Here is a 20,362-nt window from a genome sequence, read left to right on the forward strand (position 1 = left end):
AACGGTCGGTCGGAATGACGAACACAGGCTACTCATGGTGGGTTTGCCTGGGCAATGGGCCTGCGGCGACCCGATGCGCGGATGCCGCGCGCGCTCATGACTCCCGGAGGTAGGCGAACGCGGAGGCCAGCAGGTCGTGCGCCACGGCGGGCGTGCGCTCCTCCTCCGGCAGAGCGGCGTACGCGAACAGCGCGGAGCGCATCGCGCCGACGGCGGCCCGGGCCAGGACGGCCGCGCGCAGCGGCGTGGCCGTGCCGGGACCGTGCTCGGCGAGCCGCCGGTGCAGGGCCTCGGCGAGACCCTCCTCGAACTGGCTGAGGACCGGCAGGAACTGGCGCACCGGCCGGCCCGGAAAGCTCTGCGGCGGCCCGCTGAACATCAGGCCGGGCATGCCGTCGGCGATGAGGTCGAGACAGGCGCCCAGGACGGCGGCGTAGGGGTCCTCGTCGGCGGGGCGGGCGACGACATGGGCCCCCATCACCGGGATGAGGTCGAGGACCTCGTCGAGGACCAGGTCCTCCTTGGAGGGGAAGTAGCGGAAGAAGGTCCGCTCGGTGACTCCGGCCGCCGCCGCGATGTCCCGCACCGTGGTTTGCGCGTACCCCCGCTCCTCGAACATGCGGGCGGCGGCCTCCTGGAGGGCCTTGCGGGTCGCCGCCTTGTGCGCCTCGCGACGCCCGCGTGGCTCCGCGGAGGAGGTGTCGAGGGTTGCCATGACCGGAGTATCGCAGGCGGAAAACCGACGGTACGAAATCTGTCAGCCATGACACTTTGGCTATGGTGTCAGTCATGACACTTTTTTGACCCTGCGGGTCTGCCCCCCCGCTCCCCTGACCGCGTGTGCCACTCACCGCACTTGTCACTACTGCACGAGGAGCATCTCCGTGGCGACTTGGCTCTACCGGCTCGGTCTCGGCGCCTACCGCCGTCGGCGGCTCGTCCTGGCGGCCTGGCTCGCCGTGCTGACCGGTGCCGTCTGCGCGCTGCTCGTCGTGGGCGGCAAGCTCGACAACGCGTTCACGATTCCCGGCTCGGAATCCCAGCGGGCGCAGGACACGATGGCCAAGGACTTCCCGGCCGCCGCGGGCACCAGCGCCCAGATCGTGTTCACCGCGCCCGAGGGCACCAAGGTCACCGATCCGGCGGCCTCCCGGGGCATCCAGCGGACCCTCGCCGCCGCGCAGGACGCCCCGCAGGTCGCCGCGGTGATCCCGCCCGACAGGGCAGGGACGGTGACCCCCGACCAGCGCACGGCACTCGCCCAGGTCACCTACGACGCCGACCGCGCCGACCTGGACGACGGCACGCTCGACACACTGGAGGCGACCACCGCTGCCGCCGAGGAGGCGGGTCTGGAGGTCTCCGTCGGCGGTCAGGCGTACGGCAGCGGCGTCCTCACCCCCAGCGTCCTCGAACTGCTCGGCGTCCTGGTCGCGTTGGCGGTGCTCGCCGTCACCTTCGGTTCGCTGCTCGCCGCCGGGATGCCGCTGCTGACCGCCTTCGTCGGCATCGGCACCGGGCTCGCCGGGCTGCTGACCCTGTCCTCCGGGGTGACGGTGTCGTCGACCGCGCTGAGCCTCGCGCTCATGCTCGGTCTCGCGGTGGGCATCGACTACGCGCTCTTCGTGCTGTCCCGGCACCGGACCCAGCTCGCCCAGGGCATGACACCGCGCGAGTCGGCGGGACGGGCGGTCGGGACGGCGGGCAGCGCGGTCGTCTTCGCCGGGACGACGGTCGTCATCGCGCTGGTCGGGCTGCTCGTGGTGCGCATCCCGTTCCTGACGGTCATGGGTCTGAGCGCGGCGGCCACGGTGCTCATCGCCGTGCTGGTCGCGGTGACGCTGCTGCCCGCCCTCTTCGGCCTCGCGGGGTCACGGCTCGCGCCCCGCCCGGGCTCCCGGGCCGCGCGCCGGGCGGCCGTCGTCTCCGGGGAGGTTCCTGAGGGGGGCGCGGAAAGGTCCAAGGGGAAGGCCGCGCAGGGGGCCGTTCCTGCGGGGGGCACGGAGGAGGCCAGGGAGAAGGCCGCGCAAGGGGCCATAGCGGAGGGCACGCACCGCGCCACGGGAAGGGCCGCGGGAGGGGCTATAGGGGAGGCCTCCGGAAAGGCCGCGAAGGAGACCACGGGAAGGGCCGCGGGAGGGGCTGCACAGGAGGCCACGGGAAAGGCCACGGCAGGCGCCGCGAAGGAGGCCGCGGGAGGGGTTTCACAGGAGGCCACCGGAAGGGCCGCGGAGGAGGCCACGGCAAAGGCCGCGAGCAAGACCGTAGGAGAGGCCGGGGGCAAAATCACAGGGAAGACCGCAGGACAGGTCGGAGGCAAAACCGCAGGGAAGACCGCAGGACAGGCCGGAGGCAAAACCGCAGGGAAGACCGCAGAAGAGGCCGCAGGCAAGACCGCACACGACGCCCCGGCAAAGGCGTCCGTCATGGGCCGGCGCTGGGCCCGGCTCGTCACCCGGCGTCCGCTGCTCGTCGTCGTCGGCAGCGTCGCCGCCCTGGTGACCCTGGCGCTGCCCGCCGCCGACCTGCGGCTCGCGCTGCCCGACAACGGCACGGCGGCGCACGGCACCTCGCAGCGCGAGACGTACGACAGGGTCGGCGCGGCGTTCGGGCCCGGCTTCAACGGGCCGCTGCTCGTGCTCGCCGAGGCGGACACCCCCGGGGATACCGGGCAGCAGCAGGCGGCCGCGGTGGCCGGACGGCTGCGGGAACTGCCGGGCGTGGTCAAGGTCGGCCGGCCGCAGTACGCGCCGGAGTCCGGGCGGGCGGTGATCCAGGTGGTACCGGAGGGCGGACCGCAGGACGAGTCGACGCAGGACCTGGTCGACGCCATCCGCGGCGACGCGGCCGTCATCGAGCGGGAGACCGGCACCGCCGTGTCGGTCACCGGCACCACGGCGATCGGGATCGACGTCTCCGACCGGCTGACCGCGTCCCTGCTGCCGTTCGCGGCGGTGGTCGTCGGACTCTGCCTGATCCTGCTGCTGCTGGTGTTCCGCTCGCTGGTCGTGCCCGTCAAGGCGACCATCGGCTTCCTGCTGTCGGTCGGGGCGTCCTTCGGCGCGGTCGTGGCCGTGTTCCAGTGGGGCTGGCTCGCCGACGCGCTGGACGTGGCCAGGACCGGGCCCGTCGTCAGCTTCCTGCCGATCGTGCTGATGGCGGTGCTCTTCGGACTCGCCATGGACTACGAGGTCTTCCTGGTGGCCGGCATGCGCGAGGAGTGGGTGCGCACCGGCCGGGCCGGGGACGCGGTGATCGACGGGGCCGGACAGGCCTCACGTGTGGTGACGGCGGCGGCGCTGATCATGTTCTTCGTCTTCGCCAGCTTCGTGACGTCGGAGGACGCCATCGTCAAACCCATCGCGTTCTCCCTGGCGTTCGGCGTGCTGGTGGACGCCTTCGTCGTACGGATGACCCTGGTGCCGGCGGTGCTGGCGATGGTGGGGCGCGGCGCCTGGTGGCTGCCGCGCGGCCTGGACCGGCTGCTGCCCGATCTGGACATCGAGGGCGCCCGGCTGCACCGGCCGCCCCGCACCGGACCCGCTCAGTCACCGACCGACATCACTGTCGGCGCTGACTGACCGCACGCACGATGTCCTTTCTGACGCCGCCCGAGAGTCGTTACGGCTGCTGACTGCGCCGGAATTCGCCGAGGCGGCCCCGCAACCGCTGCGCCCGCAGCACCAGTTCCAGCTCGAAGCGGCGGTCGGGGTCGTCTATCTCGTCGCCCCACAGTTCGCGGATCTGGCGCAGGCGGTAGCGGACCGTCTGCGGGTGGACGCCGAGCCGTGCCGCCACCTCGGGGGCGCCGCCCCTCGTCTCCAGCCAGGCCAGCAGGGTCTCGGCGAGGCGGCGGCCGTGGGTGGGGCCGCAGTGGGCCAGAGGGGCAAGGCAGCGCAGGGCCAGGTCGTCCAGCAGTTCCTCCGGCTGGAGCAGCACCAGCGCCTCGGTGTGCTCCGTGCAGTACAGCACCTCGCCCGCGGGCAGCAGGCCGCGTTCCATCAGCGCCACCGCCGCCTCCGCCCAGCGCAGCGACTTCGCCGCGTCCGCCAGCGGGACCGGTGGGCCGATCGCGCCCGACCAGCCGGTCAGCGCCCGGTGCAGCAGCTCCGAGCGGCCCGCGGCGTCCGGTTCGGGGACGACCATCCGGGGCTGTTCGTACTCCATGTCCAGCAGGACGCCCTGTCCCACCGCCGGCGCCACCGCCTCGCGTGCCGGCCGCAGCAGGACGCCCACCGCGACCTTCCGGGGCAGCGGCCAGCCGATCCGCGCGGCCCGTTCGGTGAGGGCCTCGGCCGGGTCGCCCCGGTGGTGCTCGGTCAGCAGCAGTTCCATCAGGCGGCGTTGCAGACGCAGCCGTTCCCCGGCCTGGCGCGCCGCGGCTTCGGCGTAGCCGCGCACCGACTGGTCCACCAGGCCGTCGAGGTACTCGTAGCCCGCGTCGACCAGTTCGTACATGGCCGGTGGCGGGATCTCCACGCGCTGGCCGATGTCGGCGAAGCGGCGCCAGGCCAGCCGTACCCCCATGCGGTAGATCGCCTGGAGGGAGTCCAGGCTGCGGCCGTTGAGGCCCTCGCCCCGGCCGAACTCCTGGAAGACGCCGGGCGGGACCCGGGGGCGGCCCTCCGCGGTCTCCAGGTGCTGGACGAAGACCTCGATCGCCCGGCGGATGCCGATCAGGGCCATCGGCTCGCCCGACTCGTCGAGGACGACCGGGAGATGGGGATACTCGCGGCGGATCTCGTGCATGATCTGCTCGGCCAGCTCCGGCGCCTCCGCCATGGCGATGGCCGCGAAGCGGCGCACCTGGAGGCGGGGGACGTCGTGCCAGGCCGAGCGGGTCGAGACGGCGTCGGTGCGGGCGGCGGGCGGCACGGGTCAACTCCCCTGGCCGGCTTGCTCGTAGGTGATCAACGGGTTGTTCGGCCGGTCGGGGGTGGCCTCCAGCAGGGCGACCACGCCGAGCGCGGCTCCCACCGCCAGGGCGGCGGCGAGCGCTACGGTCAGCGCGGCGGCGAGCAGTCTGGACATCTCGGGGTCAGCCTCTCTGTACGGCCGCATCGGTCAGCGGCTCGTCGCGGCCGCTGTCGGTCGCCCCACCCGGGCTTCCCGTCCCTGACTGTCCGCCCCAGTGTCGACACGACATTGACACTCCGTCAAGGGGCGCCTACGGTTCCCGGCCCATAGAGCGGCCCGAACTCCGCCACCACACCTCCCTGGAGTGCCCGGATGCGCCGAACCGCCTCACCCCTGTCCCTGATCCTGCTGGGTCTCGGCACGTTTCTGCTGGTCCTGGCACCCATGCTCGCCTGGTACGTCGAGCCACGGGCCGCCGTGAATCCCATCGACATCGACACCACCGCCGTCTACAAGGGCACCGGCAGCGTCTTCGACACCGAGAAGATCGAGACCGTGCCGGACCGGACCATCACCGTCACCCAGCGGGTGCGGGGAAATGTTGCGGAGAGTGAGGAGAGCGGGAACGCCGTCTGGGACGTGATCACGACGGTGGACACCGACAAGTCACTGCCCGCGGCGGACCCGTACGACGCGCTGGACTACGTACCGCACCGCTGGGTGATGGACCGGAAGACCACCAGGCCGGTGCACTGCTGCGAGGAGAAGCCGTACATCGAGGGCGAGGCCTATCTGAAGTTCCCCTTCGACGTGCAGAAGCGGGACTACCGGTGGTGGGACAACACCCTCGGCGGGACGATCACGATGAGTTACCGGGGTACCAAGAAGATCCAGGGGTACACCGGTTACCGGTTCACCGGGTCGGTGCCGGCCACTCGGACCGGCACACGGCTGGTGCCCGGTCGGCTCGTCGACGTGGACGCCTCCCAGGTACTGGCCGAGGAGTGGTACGCCAACCACGGCGTCGAGCTGGTGGTCGACCAGGCCACGGGCCGGGTGCTGTATGCCCAGACCGGTCCCCGGCGCACCCTGCGCGCGCCGGGCGGCGAGAAGGACGAGGCGGTCCTGCTGGACAGCGAGAAGATCGCGTTCACCACCGAGACGCAGAAGGAGGCGGTCTCGCAGGCCGAGGACGACAGCGGCCGACTCCGCCTGGTGGGGCAGACGTTGCCCATCGGGGCGGGTGTGGTGGGATTCGTCCTCGCCGCGGTGGGGGGCGCTTTGGTGGTACGCGGGAGGCGTGATCCCGGTTCACCCGAGTTGTCCCAGCCGCCCCTCACGATGTGACATTACGTCAGCTCTAATAAAGCCCGAAATTGTCACTTGGGTGAGTAGCCGTGACGAACGGCGAAGCGAAAACTGTCCAACCCACCCGAGCACAACCCGTCCACAGCCGTCTCCCAGAAAGCTCCCGGTTCCCCCACAGCACCATCCAGCTCGCCCCAGCCGTATTCATTCGGCGCACTCTTCCCCCACGCTGAGTTCCGCACCCCGAGACATGTTGGAGCACCCATGCCCCAGCACGTGCCGTCCCCGCTGCGTGCCTCGTTCCCCACGGTGCCGCAGCACCCTCCGGCGCTCCCCCCACAGCCGCGCCGAATCGTTTTCCTCGCCCACCGAGACCTCGGCAACCGGTCCGCCGGAGGCTCCGAACTGCTCGTGGACCGCCTCGCCGACGGTCTGACCCGCCTCGGCCACGAGGTCACCCTGCTCTGCGGCGGCCCCGCCGCCTACCGCGACTACCGGGTCGTCTCCGCGGGCGGTGCCTACGGCCACTACCTGCGCGCCCGCTCCGCCTTCACCCGCCAGGTCGGCGAGACCGACCTGCTGGTCGAGGTCTGCAACGGAGTGCCCTACCTGGCTCCCCTGTGGCACCGCGGCCCCACGCTCTGCCTGGTCAACCATGTGCACACCGACCTGTGGCGGATGCGGTTCGGCGGGCCCCTGGCCCCGGCCGCCCGCATCGGGCGACGACTGGAGCACTGGGCACTGACCGGTGCCCAGCAGCGCAGTCTGCTGGTCGCGGTCTCCCCGTCCACGGCCCACGCGCTGCGCGCGATAGGAGTCGAGCGGGACCGGATACGGCTCGTCCACAACGGTGTGGAGGAACCGGGCCCACTCGCCGACCGCTCCTCCGAGCCGCTGTTCGTGGCGGTGGGGCGGCTCGTCGAGTACAAGCGGATCGATCTGCTCCTGCGGTTGTGGGAGCGGGTGCGGCCGGTCACCGGCGGCCGGCTCGTCATCGTCGGGGACGGCCCCGAGCGGCGGCGGCTGGAACAGCTCGCCGGCCCAGGCGTCAAGTTCACCGGCCATGTGACCGAGGCCGAGAAGCACCGGCTGCTGTGCGCGGCCTGGCTGCTGCTGCATCCCTCCGCCGTGGAGGGGTGGGGTCTCGTGGTGACCGAGGCGGCCGCCCGGGAGACCCCGACCATCGCCTTCGACGTACCCGGACTGCGGGACTCCGTGGTCGACGGGGAGACCGGGCTGCTCGCCTCCGGCGAGTCCTCGTTCGCCGCCGCGTGGTGCACCCTGGCACTGTCCGGACACCGGCGGGAGCTGATGGGCAAGGCGGCGCGGGACCATGCCGCCGGCTACCGGTGGGACCGGACCGTGCGGCAGTTCCGGGCGGTCGCCGCGGAGGCGGTGCGGGGTTGGGCCTCGTGAGACAGCCGCAGTCCGGCGAGGCGCGCCCGGGCGGCGGTGGCCGCACCTCGGACACAGCCCCGCGCCCCTACGCCAAGGACCCCTCGTTCCGCAGGTCGCTGACGCTCTTCCGGGCCTTCCTCCGGGAACAGCAGGACCCCGAGTCCTGCTACTCCCTGCTGGCCCGGGACGCCGTCGACCAGGTCGAGGCGTACGACGGATCCGTCGCGGGGCGGACCGTCGTCGATGTCGGCGGCGGCAGCGGGTACTTCACCGAGGAGTTCCGGCGGCGCGGCGCGCACGCCTACCTCTTCGAACCGGACCTGAACGAGCTCGGCGGCAAGCCGCCCGACGGCAGCGTCGTCGCCGACGGCTATCTGCTCCCCCTGTACGACCGGGTCGCCGACGTCACCTTCTCCTCCAACGTGCTGGAGCACGTGGCCGATCCGGCGACCTTCCTCAGCGAGCTGATCCGGGTGACCCGGCCCGGCGGGCTGATCTACGTGTCGTTCACCAACTGGCTGTCGCCGTGGGGCGGGCACGAATGGGCCCCCTGGCACTACCTGGGTGCCGAGCGGGCCCGCGCCCGCTACCGGCGCCGTACCGGCAGGCCCGCCAAGCACACCCTCGGCGAGAACCTCTTCGCCGTGCACATCGGACCCACCCTGCGGCAGGTCCGCGCCCGCGACGACGTCACGGTCGTCTCGGCGCGTTCCCGCTACTGGCCCTTTCTCGCGGAGACCGTCGTCAAGGCGCCCGGCCTGCGCGAGATAGCCACCTGGAACCTCCTCCTCATCCTCCGGCGGTGTCACCCATGACGAGCACGGTCCAGGCTCCTCCCCCGGCAGCCGTATCCACCACCGCGATCATGGCGGGCCCCCCGGAGGGGCCGCGGTCGCGGCGCTGGCTGCTGGGGTTCTGGGCCGTCGTGTTCGTGCTCCTCCTCGCGGTGCAGCCGGGCCGGCAGACCTTCGACACCAAGCTCGGAGTGACCGTCGACCCCGGCCGGTTCCTCTCCGACCTGGGGCAGCTCTGGCAGGACCAGGGCAGCTTCGGCGGCATCTCCAACCAGTACAGCGGCTACCTCTGGCCGATGCTGCCGTTCTACTGGCTGGCCGATCTCGTCCAGCTGCCGGTGTGGCTGGCGGAACGGCTGTGGCTGTCGCTGATCGTGTCCGTCGCCTTCTGGGGCGCCCTGCGCCTGGCCGAGCGGCTGCGGATCGGCAGCGGCGGCTCCCGGCTGCTCGCCGCCCTGGCCTACGCGCTGTGGCCGGTGTTCACCGTCGTCGTCGGCTCCACCTCGGCGGCCGCGCTGCCCGGCGCGTTCCTGCCCTGGGTGCTGCTGCCGCTGGTCGACGAGCGGTACAGCGCCCGTGTCGCCGCCCTCCGCTCGGCACTGCTCATCCCGTTCATGGGCGGCGTCAACGCGGCCTCGACCCTCGCCTCGCTGCTGCCGGTCGGCCTGTATCTGCTGACCCGCCCGCCCGGACCGCGGCAGCGCAAGCTGATCGCCTGGTGGGTGCCCGGGGTGCTCCTGGCCACCGCCTGGTGGTGGATCCCACTGCTGCTGCTCGGCGTCTACGGCGAGAACTTCCTGCCCTACGTGGAGAGTTCGCAGACCACGACCGAGACCATGGCGGCCACCGAGGCGCTGCGCGGGGCCGGGAACTGGGTGGCGTATCTGCACTTCGGGGACGCCTGGCTGCCGGCCGGCTGGGCGGTCGCCTCCTCGGTGGTGGTGATCGTCTGCTCGGCGCTGGCGGCCGGTCTGGGCCTCGCGGGCCTGGCCAGACGGGACCTGCCCGAGCGGCGCTGGCTGGTGCTGACCGTGCTGACGACGGCGCTGATCCTGCTCGCCGGATACGGCGGCGCGTTCGGCGCCCCCTTCCACGGAGTGGTGCAGGACTGGCTGGACGGCGGCCTCGTCCCCTTCCGCAACATCTACAAGTTCCAGACCGGCCTCGCCCTCGCGCTCGTCCTGGGCCTGGCGCATCTGGTCGGCCTGGCGGCCGAGGCGCCCGGCGCCCGCCCGGCGCCGGGCCGGCGGTTCGCCCCGCTGATCGCGGCCGTGCTCGTGCTGCCGGGCCTGATGTGGCCGTACCTCAACGGCTCGATCCTGCAGCCGGGTTCGTTCAAGGAGATCCCCGACTACTGGTCGGCCACGGCCGACTGGATGGAGGAGTACTCCCCGGACGCCCGGGTCCTGGTCGTCCCCGCCACCGCGCACGGCATCTACACCTGGGGCTCCCCCATCGACCAGCCGCTCGACGTGGTCGCCGAGTCCCGCTGGGCGCAGCGCGACTACGTGCCCTTCGGCACCCCCGGCAACCGGCGCGCCATGGACGCCGTCCAGCAGGCACTGGCCAGCGGCGCGGAAGTGCCGGGCCTCGCCGACTACTTGAGCCGGGCGGGCATCCACTACGTCATCGTCCGCAACGACCTCGATCCCGACCAGGTCGGCAACGTCCCGACGACGATCGTCAAGCGCACCCTCGAACAGTCCGGCTACAAGCGGGTGAAGGGGTACGGGCCCGTCATGACCGGCGGAGTGATCGCACCCGACACCCCGCTCCAGGTGGAGGGCCTGTACCCGAGGCAGCGGGCGGTGGAGATCTACCAGCCGCCCCAGGACGTGCCGCGGCCCCGGCAGGCGGCGCTGAGTCCGGTCGCGGACACCGCCGTCGTCTCCGGCGGCCCGGAGTCGCTGCTGCCGGTCGCCGGTGAGCTGCGCGGCCGGGCGAGCGTGCTGACCGGCGACCACCACCCCGGGCTCGGCACCCCGCCGGTGCAGGTGATCGGCGACGGACTGCGGCGCGCGGACACCCGGTTCGGCCTGGTCAGCGGCAACACGTCGTACACGTACACCCGGGACGAACGCAACGCGCCGGACGCGGCCCAGGACGCGGGCGAGCGACCGCACCAGATCCTGCCCACCGAGGGCCTGGACCACCAGACGGTCGCCGAACTGCGCGGCGCCCGCTCGGTGTCGGCCTCCTCCTACGGCAGCTGGCTGTTCCACCTGCCGCAGTACGACCCGGTGAATGCCTTCGACGGCAACCCGGACACCGCGTGGGCCGACGGGTCCCATGCCTCGCCGGACGGGCAGTGGCTGCGGATCGGGTTCACCGAGGAGTACGAGATGCCGGCCGCGTTCAAGGTGACACCGCTGCCGCAGGAGGGCGTGCGGTCGGCGCCCACCCGGGTGCGGGTGGAGACCGAGAAGGGCACCAGGACCAGCTATCTGGAGCCCAGCGGCAGGCGGCAGAGCATCAAGGCGCCGGCCGGGGCCACGGACTGGATGAAGCTGACGATCGTCGACTCCGTGGAGCGCCGCACCGGCCTGAGCGGCGCGGGCTTCTCCGAGATCACCCTGCCGGACGTCCAGGTGACCCGGCTGCTCCGGCTGCCCACGGACGCCGAGGACTCCTCCGCCGGCGCCGAAATCATCTCCCTGTCCCGCCCGGCCGACCCCACGGGGCTCTCCGCGACGGGCACCGAGGCGGGGCTGCACCGGCGCTTCACCACGGGGACCTCGGGAACGTACGAGATCGGCGCGAGCGCGGTGGCGGTGCCGGGTGAGGCGCTGGACCGGCTGCTGTACGAGGTGGCGCCGGAGCAGCAGGACCGGATCGTGGCGACGGCGGACTCGACGGCCCGGCTGGGCGCGGGGCTGTCGGCCCGCAACCTGACGGACGGCGACCTGACCACGGCGTGGATCGCGGGCGACCGGCCCACCATCCACCTGACCTGGGAGGGCAAGCAGCCGGTGGGGGAGATCGTGCTGCCCCCGGCCGGCGGGCTGTCCAGCCGCCCCGCCGAGGTGCACATCAGCTCCCCGGACGGCGCGGTCGTCGCGGGCGTCGACGAGAACGGCAACGTCCGCTTCCCGCCGATCACCACGGACCGGCTCGACATCACCATCACGGAGACGGCCCCGCTGACCCTGTACAACCCGTTCGCCGACGAGGACGTGCAGCTCCCGGTGGGCCTCACCGAGGCCTACGTCCCGGCGCTCGACCGCTACCGCACCCCGAAGCCGGAAGGCGACCGGAGCTTCTCCCTGCCCTGCGGCGAGGGCCCGGTGCTGGCGGTGGACGGCGAGCTGTACGAGACGAGCGTGCGCGGGACCGTGCGGGACCTGACGGAACGCCGTCCCGTGGCTGTGACCCCGTGCCCGGAGTCGGGGCTCGAGCTCTCCTCCGGATCGCACCGGGTCGAGGCCGGTGACGCGGGCCCGCTCACCGTGACCGCGGTGACGCTGACCCGCGGCACCGTCCCGGACTCCCCCGCCGCGGGACGGGAGCTGGGCGTACGGGACTGGCTCGGCGACCGCCGCGAGGTGACCGTCGGCTCCGGTGCGGCGGCCTACCTGACGACGTACGAGAACTTCAACGACGGCTGGCGCGCCGAGCTGGACGGCGAGGAGCTGACGCCGGTCCGCCTCGACGGCTGGCAGCAGGGCTGGCGGATCCCGGCCGGGCAGGGCGGCACGGTCAAGCTGTCGTACGAACCGGCGGTGACGTACGAGGCCGGTCTGATCGGCGCCGGGGCGGGTCTCGCGGTCCTGGCGGGTCTCGCGCTGTGGCGCCGCCGCGAACCGAACCCCGAGGACCCGCAGCCGCTGCCGCCGGCTCCGGGGCTGTGGCTCGGCGTGGTGGCGCTGACGCTGGTCGCGGCCGTGATCGCGGGCTGGTGGGCGCTGCTGGTACCGGCGCTGGCGCTGCTGGCGCGCCGGCGCCAGGAACTCCTCGTGCCGATCGCCCTGCTGGCGCTGGCGGCGGCCGGGGTCGTGGCGGCGTTCGGTGCCGGGGAGCCGGTGCGGGAAGGGTCGGGCGCCTTCGGGCACACGGCCCAACTCCTCACCCTGATCGGGCTGTTCGCGGCGCTGGTGAGCGTGGGTGAGCGGGCGGAGCCGACGGAGGAGGCGCATGCCGCGACGGTGGCACCGGGCGAGCCCGGTCCGACGGCGGTACCGCGCGAGCCCGGTCCGACGGCCGTGCTGCCTCCCACCCAGTCGCCGCCGTATGCCACCGGACCGGAGGAGGACCCGCCGACCCGGCGGATCCCGTTCCGCAAGACGCAGGAGCCCACCGACTCCACGGGGAGGGGGGAGCCGACATGACGGCGGTGGACCACCGGGCCGGTCGGACACCCGAGCGCGTCCCGTTCCCGGTGGTGGACGAGGTGGCCCGGCACTGTCTCCAGGAGGAGGAACCGGAGACGGTGCACATCGAGGTGCATCTGCCCGGGCCTCTGGACCCGGACCGCCTGCGCACGGCGTTCGCCGAGGCGCTGCGGCGCCATCCGCGGATCCTGATGCGGGAGGCTCCGGGGCGGTGGTACCGGCGGCGCTACGAGTGGGAGCTGACCGGGGAACCGGACGTGGAGGTGGTGACCTTCCTCCCGCCGGGCCCGGACACACTCCGGGACGCCCGGACCCGGGCCCTGACGTCGGCCCCGCCCCTGTCCGTCTCCCCGCCGATCCGCGTGGAGGTGGTGCAGGGGGCGGGCCGGGCGGAGGGCAGCGAGGCGGCAGCCGCACTCACCGTCGCTCCCACCCCGCATGCCACCCCCGCGGCCACCCCCGCCACCCATCCCCCGCACACCGTCCTCTTCCTCACCATCAATCACACCGCCCTGGACGGCCCCGCCTGTCTCCGGGTCCTGGCCACCGCAGCCGAGTTGTACGGCGGGCGGGACAACTCCGCCGCCGCGCCGCCCGTGCGGCCTCCCGAGCCGCCCCAGGCCCTCACCGACACCCCCTCCAACTGGGCCCGCCCGGCCCGGGTCGCGGCGGGCACCCCCGAGCGCTCCCCCGGCAACGGCGTGCTCGTCGCCGAGCTTCCGCTGCCCCACCGGCCCAAGGGCTCCCCGTACACGGTCAACGACCAGCTGATGGTCACCACCGCGCTGACCCTCGCCCACTGGAACCGGGAGCACGGCGCCCCGCCCCGCCCCCTGCGCATCACCATGCCGGTGGACGACCGGCCCCGGGACACCACCATGCCCATCGGCAACGGCACCCGGCTCGTCGAAGTGCCGTTCGGCCCGGACGAGTTGCGCCCCACCGACATGCGGGACCTGCTGAGCCGTACCGCGACGCGGACCCGCGCCCTGAAGTCCCTGTCCCGCCCCCAGCTGGGCCGGGGCGCGGCGCTGCTCACCGCTCCGGTCACCCCCGTGGCATGGCGGGCCGCCCTCACGAGGGGCCTGCGCAGGGCCGCCGCCCCGTGGACGTCGACCACCCTGCTCAGCAACATCGGCCGTATCCCGTACCCGCTCGACTTCGGCGAGGACGCCGGCCGCGCCGACGCGGTCTGGTTCTCGGCGCCCGCCCGGATGCCCCGCGGCCTCACCTTCACCACCGCGTCCACCGCGGGCCGCCTGCACCTGGCCCTGCGCTGGTCCCGCGCCCTGCTCGGCCACGGCGACGGCGCCCACCTGCGGGACCTGTTCGAGCACTACCTGCACACCACGGAGGTGACCGAGTGACCACCACCGCGCCCCCCAAGGACCTGCGGGACTTCTACGAGAACCCCGCCGTCCCCGTCTCCTCCGGCACCCCCCGCAGCCTGCGCCAGGCCCGCATGCTCGCCGCGGCCCTCGGCACCTCGACCCCCGCCACCGTCCTGGACATCGGCTGCGGCGACGGCACCGCGGCCGCCGTGGCCGCCCCCCTCCTGCCCGGCCACCGCATCATCGGCGTCGACTGGTCCCAGGACGCCCTGCGGCGGGCCCGCACCCGCCTGGCCTGCGAACCGGTCCGCGGCGAACTCACCGGCGGCGGACTGCCGTTCAGGTCCGAGTCCGCCGACGCGGTCCTGTTCAGCGAGGTGATCGAGCACCTGGTGGACCCGGACGCCGCGCTCGACGAGATCCGCCGCGTCCTGCGCCCCGGCGGCCATCTGATGCTGTCCACCCCGAACCTGGCCGCCTGGTACAACCGCGCCCTCGTCCTCGCGGGCGTCCAGCCCGTGTTCTCCGAGGTCAGCCTGCGCGCCATCCACGGCCGCCCGGGCAAGGAGGTGGTGGGCCATCTGCGCCTGTACACCGCCCGCGCCCTCAAGGAGTTCGTCGCCGCCTCCGGCTTCGACGTCGTACGCCTGGCCGGCGCCCCCTTCCACGGCGTACCGCGCCCCCTGCGCTCCCTCGACCGGCTGGCCTGCTCCAGACCCCCACTGGCCTCGATCCTCCTGCTGCACGCCCAGAAGACACCCGCGCGCAAGACCTAGGAAGGGGACCGGGACCATGTGGTGGGGAGTGGCCGCGGCCCTGTTGGCGAACGTCCTGTACAGCACCGGATTCGTCCTGGAGAAGCGGGCACTTGCCGCCCTCCCCGAGGTGACGATCCGGCAACCCGCCCGGCTGCTGCGGCTGGTGCTGGGCAGCCCGCTGTGGATCGGCGGCTCCCTCGCGCTGGCCGCCGGATTCGCCGCCCAGCTGGCCGTCTACCGGACGCTGCCGATCGCCGCCGCCCAGGGCCTGTTCGTCTCCGGTCTGGTCCTGCTCGTCCTGCTCTCCGCCCGGCTGCTCGGCGAGGAGACCAGCGGCCGGGAGCGGTACGCCCTCGCCGCGATCCTCGCCGCCCTGCTGATGGTCGTGCTGTCGCTGCGCGAAGGCTCCGAGACGGTCAGCCAGGACGCGCCGTACCCGCTGATCCTGCTGGTGTGCGTGCCCTCGCTGGCCGCCGGCGTGTGGCTGTACAGCTCCGCCGAGCGGCGCGCCCGGCACCGGCACCGGCTGCCGACCACCGGCGTGGAGTACGGCGTGGCGGTGGGCCTGCTGTACGGGGTCAGCTCGCTGGCCATCAAGGGGGTGTCGAGCCGTCTGACGGACGACGGGCTCGGCGGCGCGCTGGTCGGCCTGCTGCGCTCGCCGTACCCGTATCTGCTGCTGTTCACCGGCGCGTTCGGCCTGGTGATGTCGCAGGCCGCGCTCCAGCGCTGCCGGGCCTCGCTGATCGTGCCGGTGTGCACGACCGTGACCTGCCTCTACACGGCGGTGCTCGGCACGCTCTCGTTCGGCGAGGCGCTGCCCGAGGACCCGCTGCGGCTCGCCCTGCGGCTCGCGGGCATCGCGCTCGCCGTCGCCGTACTGCTGTCCATGCCCCGGCACGACCAGCCGGCGCGCACCGAACCCCCCATGAGCGCCAAGGAGTTGACCCCACCATGAAACCCGACGACCCGTTGCTGCAGATCCTGGCCTGTCCGCTCGACAAGGGCCCGCTGCACCTGCTCCCGCCGGACGGTCCCGCCGCTCCGGGCGAGGCGCTGTACAACCCCCGGCTGCGCCGCCGCTACCCGGTGATCGACGGCATCCCGCAACTGCTGCCGTCCTCCGGGGAGCAGGTCGGCGACGACGAGCACGAGGCGCTTCTCCAACGGATGAGCCCATGACCACGACCCTCGCGGCCCGCCTGGCCCCCTTCCTGCCGGTCCGGTTCGTCGCCGCGGCCGCCCGTGCGGTGTACCCCCGCTTCGAGCCCGAGCTGGCCCGGCTCGCCGACATGTGCCCGCCGTCCTGCGGCACGGCGGTGGACGTCGGTGGCTGGTACGGCCCCTGGACGCGGCGGCTGTCGCGGCGGGCCCGCCAGGTGGTGACCGTCGAGCCGGTCCCCCGGCTGGCCCGGCTCCTCACCGCCGGCGCCCCGCCGAACGTGCGGGTGATCCAGGCCGCCGCCTCCGACCGCCCCGGCACCGCCCGGCTCTGGCTGCCGTCCGGCGACGCGGGCGACCGGGGGGTGTCCTCCCTGGTCCGCCGGGACATCCACGGCCGCGCCCTGGACGTCGGCTGTGTCACCCTCGACGAACTCGGGCTGCGGGACGTCGGCTTCATCAAGATCGACGTGGACGGCAGCGAACTGGCGGTGCTGCGCGGCGCGACCGGCATCCTGTCCCGCGACCGCCCGGCCCTGTTCGTGGAACTGGAGTGCCGGATTCAGCCGATCGCCCCGGTGGTCACCTACCTCTCCATGCTGCGCTACACCGGCTGGGTGCTGCCCGGCGACAGCTGGGTCCCGCTGGCCGGCTTCCCGCTCCAGGCCCACCAGGAGCAGGCCGAGCACGTCGTCGCCCGGGGACTGCTGCGCCGGGTGCTGCCCGGGGGCGGTCCGCGGTACGTCAACTCGGTGCTGTTCCTGCCGGACGGCCGCCGCCCCGGCGGATCCGTGCGCGACCATGGGTCGCATGCCGTCCACTAGTCCGGGGCCGGGCTTCTTCGGCCCCCTGCAGTTCCAGCTCGTCCTGTTGCGCCGGATGGCCGACCACAACCCGGGCCTGGTGGAGGACGCCCGCCGGCAACTGGGCGTCTCCATCGCCGAGATGCGGGAGGCGAACAAGAAGTGGCAGGCGATGATCCGCTCGCCCCGCTCCCGCGCCGCCGCCTCCCGGTACCGCTCGGTCCTGGGTCCACCGGAGTCGGTGGTGACGCGCACGGTGGGCGACCTGGAGTGCGAGGCCCGGCTGTGGCCGCTCCCGCTCTGGCCCACCCTGCGCTTCGAGGTGCTGCTGGCCCCGACCGGCGCCGTCTGGAACGAATGGCTGGTCCGGGCCCCGGGCGCCGAACCCCCGCCGCTGCGCACCCTGGAGGATCTGACCCCCTGGTCCTGCACGGTCGACGAGGCGGCCCGGGCGTTCGCCCCGGCCCGCCCGCTGGAGGGCTCGGCGCCCACCCGCTGGGGCCTGGCCTTCACCGCCCCGGACGGCGGCGGCGCCCGGCACGCGTGCGTGGCCGAGTTCACGTGGGGGCTGCTGCAACGCCTGGCGGTGGATCCGGCGGTCGATCGCGGTACGGATACGGACCCAGCCGATCGGACCTGACGTCTCTCCTTCCGGAATCAGCCGCCGAACCGGTCATCCGTGATCATCCGGGGGGCCGTGATCGCCCGCTGCCTAAGGTCGCGGTCATGGAGCTTCCCGAGCGGACCGTCCCCGTCGAGCGGCTGCGGCTCGGCGACCACGCCTGCCTGGAGTCCCGGGACGGCGAGTCGGCGTGGGCGGTGTTCACCGCCTACACCCGCACCAGCCTCGCCCGCCGGGAGAAGGTCCTGCTGGTGCTCGATCCCGACGGCCCCCATGACGACGAGGTGGTCGCCCTGCTGGACCAGGACGGCAGCGGGGCCGCCGACGCCCGGTCCTGCGGCCAGCTGTCCCTGAAGCGCACCCCGCAGATGTACCTCCCGGACGGAGACTTCCACCAGGAGCGCACGATCGAGGCGTACCGGGCCGAGGTCGACCGTGCCTACGCGGAGGGGTGGTCCGGGCTGCGGGTGGCCGTGGACATGGGCTGGGCCGCGAAGGCGGGCATCGACAGCGAGCGTCTGCTGGACTACGAGGCCTCGGTGGCCCCGCTCTTCGCGGACCCGCTGTTCACGGCGGTCTGCTGGTACGACCGCCGGCGCTTCGGCAGCACCCTGCTGGACGGCATGGCCCGCACCCACCCCCTCCGCGTGACGGAGCACCCCGGCACCCGCACGGACTACGTGGAGATCCTGCGCGAGGCCGTCTCCCGCAGGCACCCCGCCGGGCCCGCCCGCGTCGCCCTCGACCTGCGCGACGTGTGCTTCATGGAGGCGCACTGCGCCTGGCAGCTCATCGACCTCGCCGGGTCCCTGCCGCCCGGCAGCGAGGTCACCGTGCGCTGCGGGGAGCTGCTCGCGCTCGTGCTGCGGCAACTCGGCGCGGACCGGGCCCCGCAACTGGTGCTGGACGTGGCGCTGGAGGGGGCGGCCCGGTGAGGCTCAGGCCGCCGTCTCCACCACGTCCGCGACCACGCAGCTGACGTTGTCCGGGCCGCCCGCCTCGTTCGCCGCGGCGATCAGCGACCGGACCGCCGTGTCCGGGTCGAGGGCGGCGGTGAGGACGTCACGGATCCGGGCGTCGGGGACCACCGCGGACAGGCCGTCCGAGCAGAGCAGGTAGCGGTCGCCGGCCGCGGCGTCCTGGAGGCGGAGGTCCGCGGGCCCTGTGGCCGTCGCGGACAGGGCCTTCAGCAGCAGGGCGCGCTGCGGATGGGCCGTCGCCTCCTCCGGGGTCAGCCGGCCCTCGTCGATCAGGGACTGGACCACCGTGTGGTCGTGGGTGATGCGGAACAGGCCGCCGTCGCGCAGCAGATAGGCACGCGAGTCGCCGATGTGGACCAGCGCCAGCCGCGAGCCCGTCCACAGAAGGGCCGTCAGTGTCGTCCCGGCGTCCTGCGTCATCCCGTGCGCGGCCTGCCGCAGTGCCTCCTCCAGGAGGTTCAGCACGTTCCCGGCGGGCAGGTCCGTCGTCTCCAGGCGGCGCAGCGCGGCCACCGCGGCGCTGCTCGCCGGTCCTCCCTCGGGGCCGTAGCCGTCGGCCACCGCGAGCAGGCGGGTGCCCGCGTAGGCGGTGTCCTGGTTGGCCGGGCGGACCAGGCCGCGGTCCGAGTGGGCCGAGTGACGCAGGTGCAGCATGGTGGTGTCCTCTCGTGACGTCGTCGTCAGCTGGTCGATCAGGAACGCGGCCAGGTCCCGCCGTACGGTCGTCTCCGCCTCCACGCCCGCCCAGTACGCCCGGATCTGCGCCGCCGCCTCCCGTCGGTCCAGTGCGCAGACCTCCCGGATGCGGGCCAGCGGCATGCCGATGCGGCGCAGCCAGGCCACCAGACGGGCGTGTTCGAGCTGGGCGGGGGCGTAGCGGCGGTAACCGGTCTCCGGGTCCACGTGCGCGGGGCGCAGCAGGTCGAGCTCGTCGTACAGGCGCAGCGCCTTGGGCGACAGCCGGCACGCTCGCGCGAAGGCCCCGATCGTCAGCATCTCCTCCATGCGTCGATGCTGGGCCTTGACCGAGGGGGAAGGTCAATGCGGTTGTCCCGGCCGTGGAAGGTGTGGTTAGCCTCGGGAGTCCTGCCGTACGAGCCTGGAGCCCGCTGTGCCCCGAATAGCCCTGGTCACCTACGACCCCCGGCCCGAGCCGAGCCACGACCGGGACCTGCCCGTGCTGCGCGAGGCGCTGGCCGCCGCCGGGGCCGCGGCGGACATCGCGTACTGGGACGACGAGGGCGTCGACTGGGCGGCGTACGACCTCGTGCTGATCCGGTCGACCTGGGACTACAGCTGGCGCACCGCCGAGTTCCTGGCCTGGGTCGAGCGGTGCGGCAAGGTGACGCGGCTCGCGAATCCGCCGGCCGTCGTGCGGTGGAACGTCGACAAGCGGTATCTCGGGGACCTCGCCGCGGCGGGCGTGCCCGTGGTGCCCACGCGGTATCTCCCGCCGGGCGCCGCGCCGGACCTCCCCGACGACCACGAGTACGTGGTCAAGCCGACCTCCGGCGCCGGCGCCCGTTACGCCGCCCGCTACACGCCCGCCCAGCACGCCACGGCCGTACGGCAGCTCGCGCGGATGCACGAGGAGGGGTTCACCGCGATGGTGCAGCCCTATGTGCGCAGTATCGACAGCCGGGGTGAGCGGGCACTGCAGTTCTTCGGCGGGCAATTGCTGCACGCCAGCCGCAAGCAGGCCGTGCTGGCGCCCGGTACGGCCTTCGACGCGAAGAAGGTGGCGCACCCGGGGCTGGAGCCGTGGACGCCGAGCGCGGCCGAACTCGCCGTCGCCGAGGGCGCCCTGGCCGCCGTACCGGACGCGCAGGGGCTGCTGTACGCGCGTGTGGACCTCGTCGACGGGGACGACGGGCAGCCGCGGGTGATGGAGCTGGAGCTGGTCGAGCCGAATCTGTTCCTGTTCCTGCATCCCGGGTCGACCGGGCGGGTGGTTGAGGCGGTGCTGGCGGCGGCACGGGCCGGTCACCCGTAGCGGCGGGAAATCCCCGAACCCGCCGTGCC

The 20,362-nt window shown here is 73.4% G+C and carries 17 protein-coding genes; 13 read left to right on the forward strand and 4 right to left on the reverse strand.

From position 1 onward, the window contains the following. Positions 1 to 94: 94 nt before the first annotated feature. Positions 95 to 715, reverse strand: coding sequence for a TetR family transcriptional regulator (locus M8H82_RS17180; RefSeq protein ID WP_250074865.1), 621 nt, complete (start codon positions 713 to 715; stop codon positions 95 to 97). Positions 716 to 884: 169 nt separating this feature from the next. Here M8H82_RS17180 and M8H82_RS17185 point away from each other — a divergent pair, with 169 nt between their 5' ends. Beyond that, a complete protein-coding gene (locus M8H82_RS17185; RefSeq protein WP_250074867.1) occupies positions 885 to 3,581 on the forward strand; it encodes an MMPL family transporter in 2,697 nt (898 codons plus the stop codon). A gap of 40 nt (positions 3,582 to 3,621) precedes the next feature. On the opposite strand, the gene M8H82_RS17190 is transcribed toward M8H82_RS17185, so the two are convergent. After that, positions 3,622 to 4,875 carry a helix-turn-helix domain-containing protein gene (locus tag M8H82_RS17190; protein ID WP_250074869.1) on the reverse strand — a complete coding sequence of 418 codons (1,254 nt, stop codon included), beginning with the start codon at positions 4,873 to 4,875 and terminating at the stop codon, positions 3,622 to 3,624. A gap of 3 nt (positions 4,876 to 4,878) precedes the next feature. Next, positions 4,879 to 5,031 carry a hypothetical protein gene (locus tag M8H82_RS17195; RefSeq protein ID WP_250074871.1) on the reverse strand — a complete coding sequence of 51 codons (153 nt, stop codon included), beginning with the start codon at positions 5,029 to 5,031 and terminating at the stop codon, positions 4,879 to 4,881. 198 nt (positions 5,032 to 5,229) lie between these two features. On the opposite strand from M8H82_RS17195, the gene M8H82_RS17200 reads away from it, so the two are divergent. From M8H82_RS17200 to M8H82_RS17250, 11 genes are all read left to right on the forward strand, one after another. Then, positions 5,230 to 6,204, forward strand: a complete 975-nt coding sequence (locus M8H82_RS17200; protein ID WP_250074873.1) for a DUF3068 domain-containing protein — start codon at positions 5,230 to 5,232, stop codon at positions 6,202 to 6,204. A gap of 225 nt (positions 6,205 to 6,429) precedes the next feature. Further along, the gene (locus M8H82_RS17205) at positions 6,430 to 7,581 is read left to right on the forward strand and encodes a glycosyltransferase family 4 protein (RefSeq protein ID WP_250074875.1); all 1,152 of its coding nucleotides are present in this window, start codon (positions 6,430 to 6,432) and stop codon (positions 7,579 to 7,581) included. A gap of 98 nt (positions 7,582 to 7,679) precedes the next feature. After that, the gene (locus tag M8H82_RS17210) at positions 7,680 to 8,378 is read left to right on the forward strand and encodes a bifunctional 2-polyprenyl-6-hydroxyphenol methylase/3-demethylubiquinol 3-O-methyltransferase UbiG (RefSeq protein WP_250075259.1); all 699 of its coding nucleotides are present in this window, start codon (positions 7,680 to 7,682) and stop codon (positions 8,376 to 8,378) included. Next, positions 8,375 to 12,682, forward strand: a complete 4,308-nt coding sequence (locus M8H82_RS17215; RefSeq protein ID WP_250074877.1) for an alpha-(1->3)-arabinofuranosyltransferase family protein — start codon at positions 8,375 to 8,377, stop codon at positions 12,680 to 12,682. Before M8H82_RS17210 ends, M8H82_RS17215 begins: the two co-directional genes overlap by 4 nt. Beyond that, positions 12,679 to 14,052: a condensation protein gene (locus M8H82_RS17220; RefSeq protein WP_250074879.1), complete on the forward strand. Its 1,374-nt coding sequence runs from the start codon at positions 12,679 to 12,681 to the stop codon at positions 14,050 to 14,052. The genes M8H82_RS17215 and M8H82_RS17220 overlap by 4 nt, the downstream gene beginning before the upstream one ends. Continuing rightward, a complete protein-coding gene (locus M8H82_RS17225) occupies positions 14,049 to 14,792 on the forward strand; it encodes a class I SAM-dependent methyltransferase (protein WP_250074881.1) in 744 nt (247 codons plus the stop codon). The genes M8H82_RS17220 and M8H82_RS17225 overlap by 4 nt, the downstream gene beginning before the upstream one ends. A gap of 28 nt (positions 14,793 to 14,820) precedes the next feature. Beyond that, positions 14,821 to 15,732, forward strand: a complete 912-nt coding sequence (locus M8H82_RS17230; RefSeq protein ID WP_250075260.1) for a hypothetical protein — start codon at positions 14,821 to 14,823, stop codon at positions 15,730 to 15,732. Further along, entirely contained in the window at positions 15,729 to 15,956 is a 228-nt protein-coding gene (locus tag M8H82_RS17235; protein WP_250074883.1) for a Trm112 family protein, read from the forward strand. Before M8H82_RS17230 ends, M8H82_RS17235 begins: the two co-directional genes overlap by 4 nt. Then, entirely contained in the window at positions 15,953 to 16,759 is an 807-nt protein-coding gene (locus M8H82_RS17240) for an FkbM family methyltransferase (RefSeq protein ID WP_250074885.1), read from the forward strand. Before M8H82_RS17235 ends, M8H82_RS17240 begins: the two co-directional genes overlap by 4 nt. Further along, entirely contained in the window at positions 16,746 to 17,378 is a 633-nt protein-coding gene (locus tag M8H82_RS17245) for a hypothetical protein (RefSeq protein WP_250074887.1), read from the forward strand. The genes M8H82_RS17240 and M8H82_RS17245 overlap by 14 nt, the downstream gene beginning before the upstream one ends. Positions 17,379 to 17,464: 86 nt before the next feature. Further along, entirely contained in the window at positions 17,465 to 18,295 is an 831-nt protein-coding gene (locus M8H82_RS17250) for an MEDS domain-containing protein (RefSeq protein ID WP_250074889.1), read from the forward strand. A 3-nt stretch (positions 18,296 to 18,298) separates the two neighbouring features. Here the strand turns inward: M8H82_RS17250 and M8H82_RS17255 are convergent, their stop codons facing one another. Continuing rightward, positions 18,299 to 19,345, reverse strand: coding sequence for a MerR family transcriptional regulator (locus tag M8H82_RS17255; RefSeq protein ID WP_250074891.1), 1,047 nt, complete (start codon positions 19,343 to 19,345; stop codon positions 18,299 to 18,301). Positions 19,346 to 19,451: 106 nt separating this feature from the next. On the opposite strand from M8H82_RS17255, the gene M8H82_RS17260 reads away from it, so the two are divergent. Further along, a complete protein-coding gene (locus M8H82_RS17260) occupies positions 19,452 to 20,333 on the forward strand; it encodes a hypothetical protein (RefSeq protein ID WP_250074893.1) in 882 nt (293 codons plus the stop codon). The last annotated feature ends 29 nt before the right edge of the window (positions 20,334 to 20,362 follow it).

Source organism: Streptomyces sp. YS415 (assembly GCF_023544665.1).
Lineage (GTDB): Bacteria > Actinomycetota > Actinomycetes > Streptomycetales > Streptomycetaceae > Streptomyces.

Bases quoted from the DNA above. Each gene is read 5' to 3' on its own strand.
- M8H82_RS17180 (WP_250074865.1), bottom strand. From the start codon at position 715: ATGGCAACCCTCGACACCTCCTCCGCGGAGCCACGCGGGCGTCGCGAG.
- M8H82_RS17195 (WP_250074871.1), bottom strand. From the start codon at position 5,031: ATGTCCAGACTGCTCGCCGCCGCGCTGACCGTAGCGCTCGCCGCCGCC.
- M8H82_RS17200 (WP_250074873.1), top strand. From the start codon at position 5,230: ATGCGCCGAACCGCCTCACCCCTGTCCCTGATCCTGCTGGGTCTCGGC.
- M8H82_RS17205 (WP_250074875.1), top strand. From the start codon at position 6,430: ATGCCCCAGCACGTGCCGTCCCCGCTGCGTGCCTCGTTCCCCACGGTG.
- M8H82_RS17215 (WP_250074877.1), top strand. From the start codon at position 8,375: ATGACGAGCACGGTCCAGGCTCCTCCCCCGGCAGCCGTATCCACCACC.
- M8H82_RS17220 (WP_250074879.1), top strand. From the start codon at position 12,679: ATGACGGCGGTGGACCACCGGGCCGGTCGGACACCCGAGCGCGTCCCG.
- M8H82_RS17235 (WP_250074883.1), top strand. From the start codon at position 15,729: ATGAAACCCGACGACCCGTTGCTGCAGATCCTGGCCTGTCCGCTCGAC.
- M8H82_RS17240 (WP_250074885.1), top strand. From the start codon at position 15,953: ATGACCACGACCCTCGCGGCCCGCCTGGCCCCCTTCCTGCCGGTCCGG.
- M8H82_RS17245 (WP_250074887.1), top strand. From the start codon at position 16,746: ATGCCGTCCACTAGTCCGGGGCCGGGCTTCTTCGGCCCCCTGCAGTTC.
- M8H82_RS17250 (WP_250074889.1), top strand. From the start codon at position 17,465: ATGGAGCTTCCCGAGCGGACCGTCCCCGTCGAGCGGCTGCGGCTCGGC.
- M8H82_RS17255 (WP_250074891.1), bottom strand. From the start codon at position 19,345: ATGGAGGAGATGCTGACGATCGGGGCCTTCGCGCGAGCGTGCCGGCTG.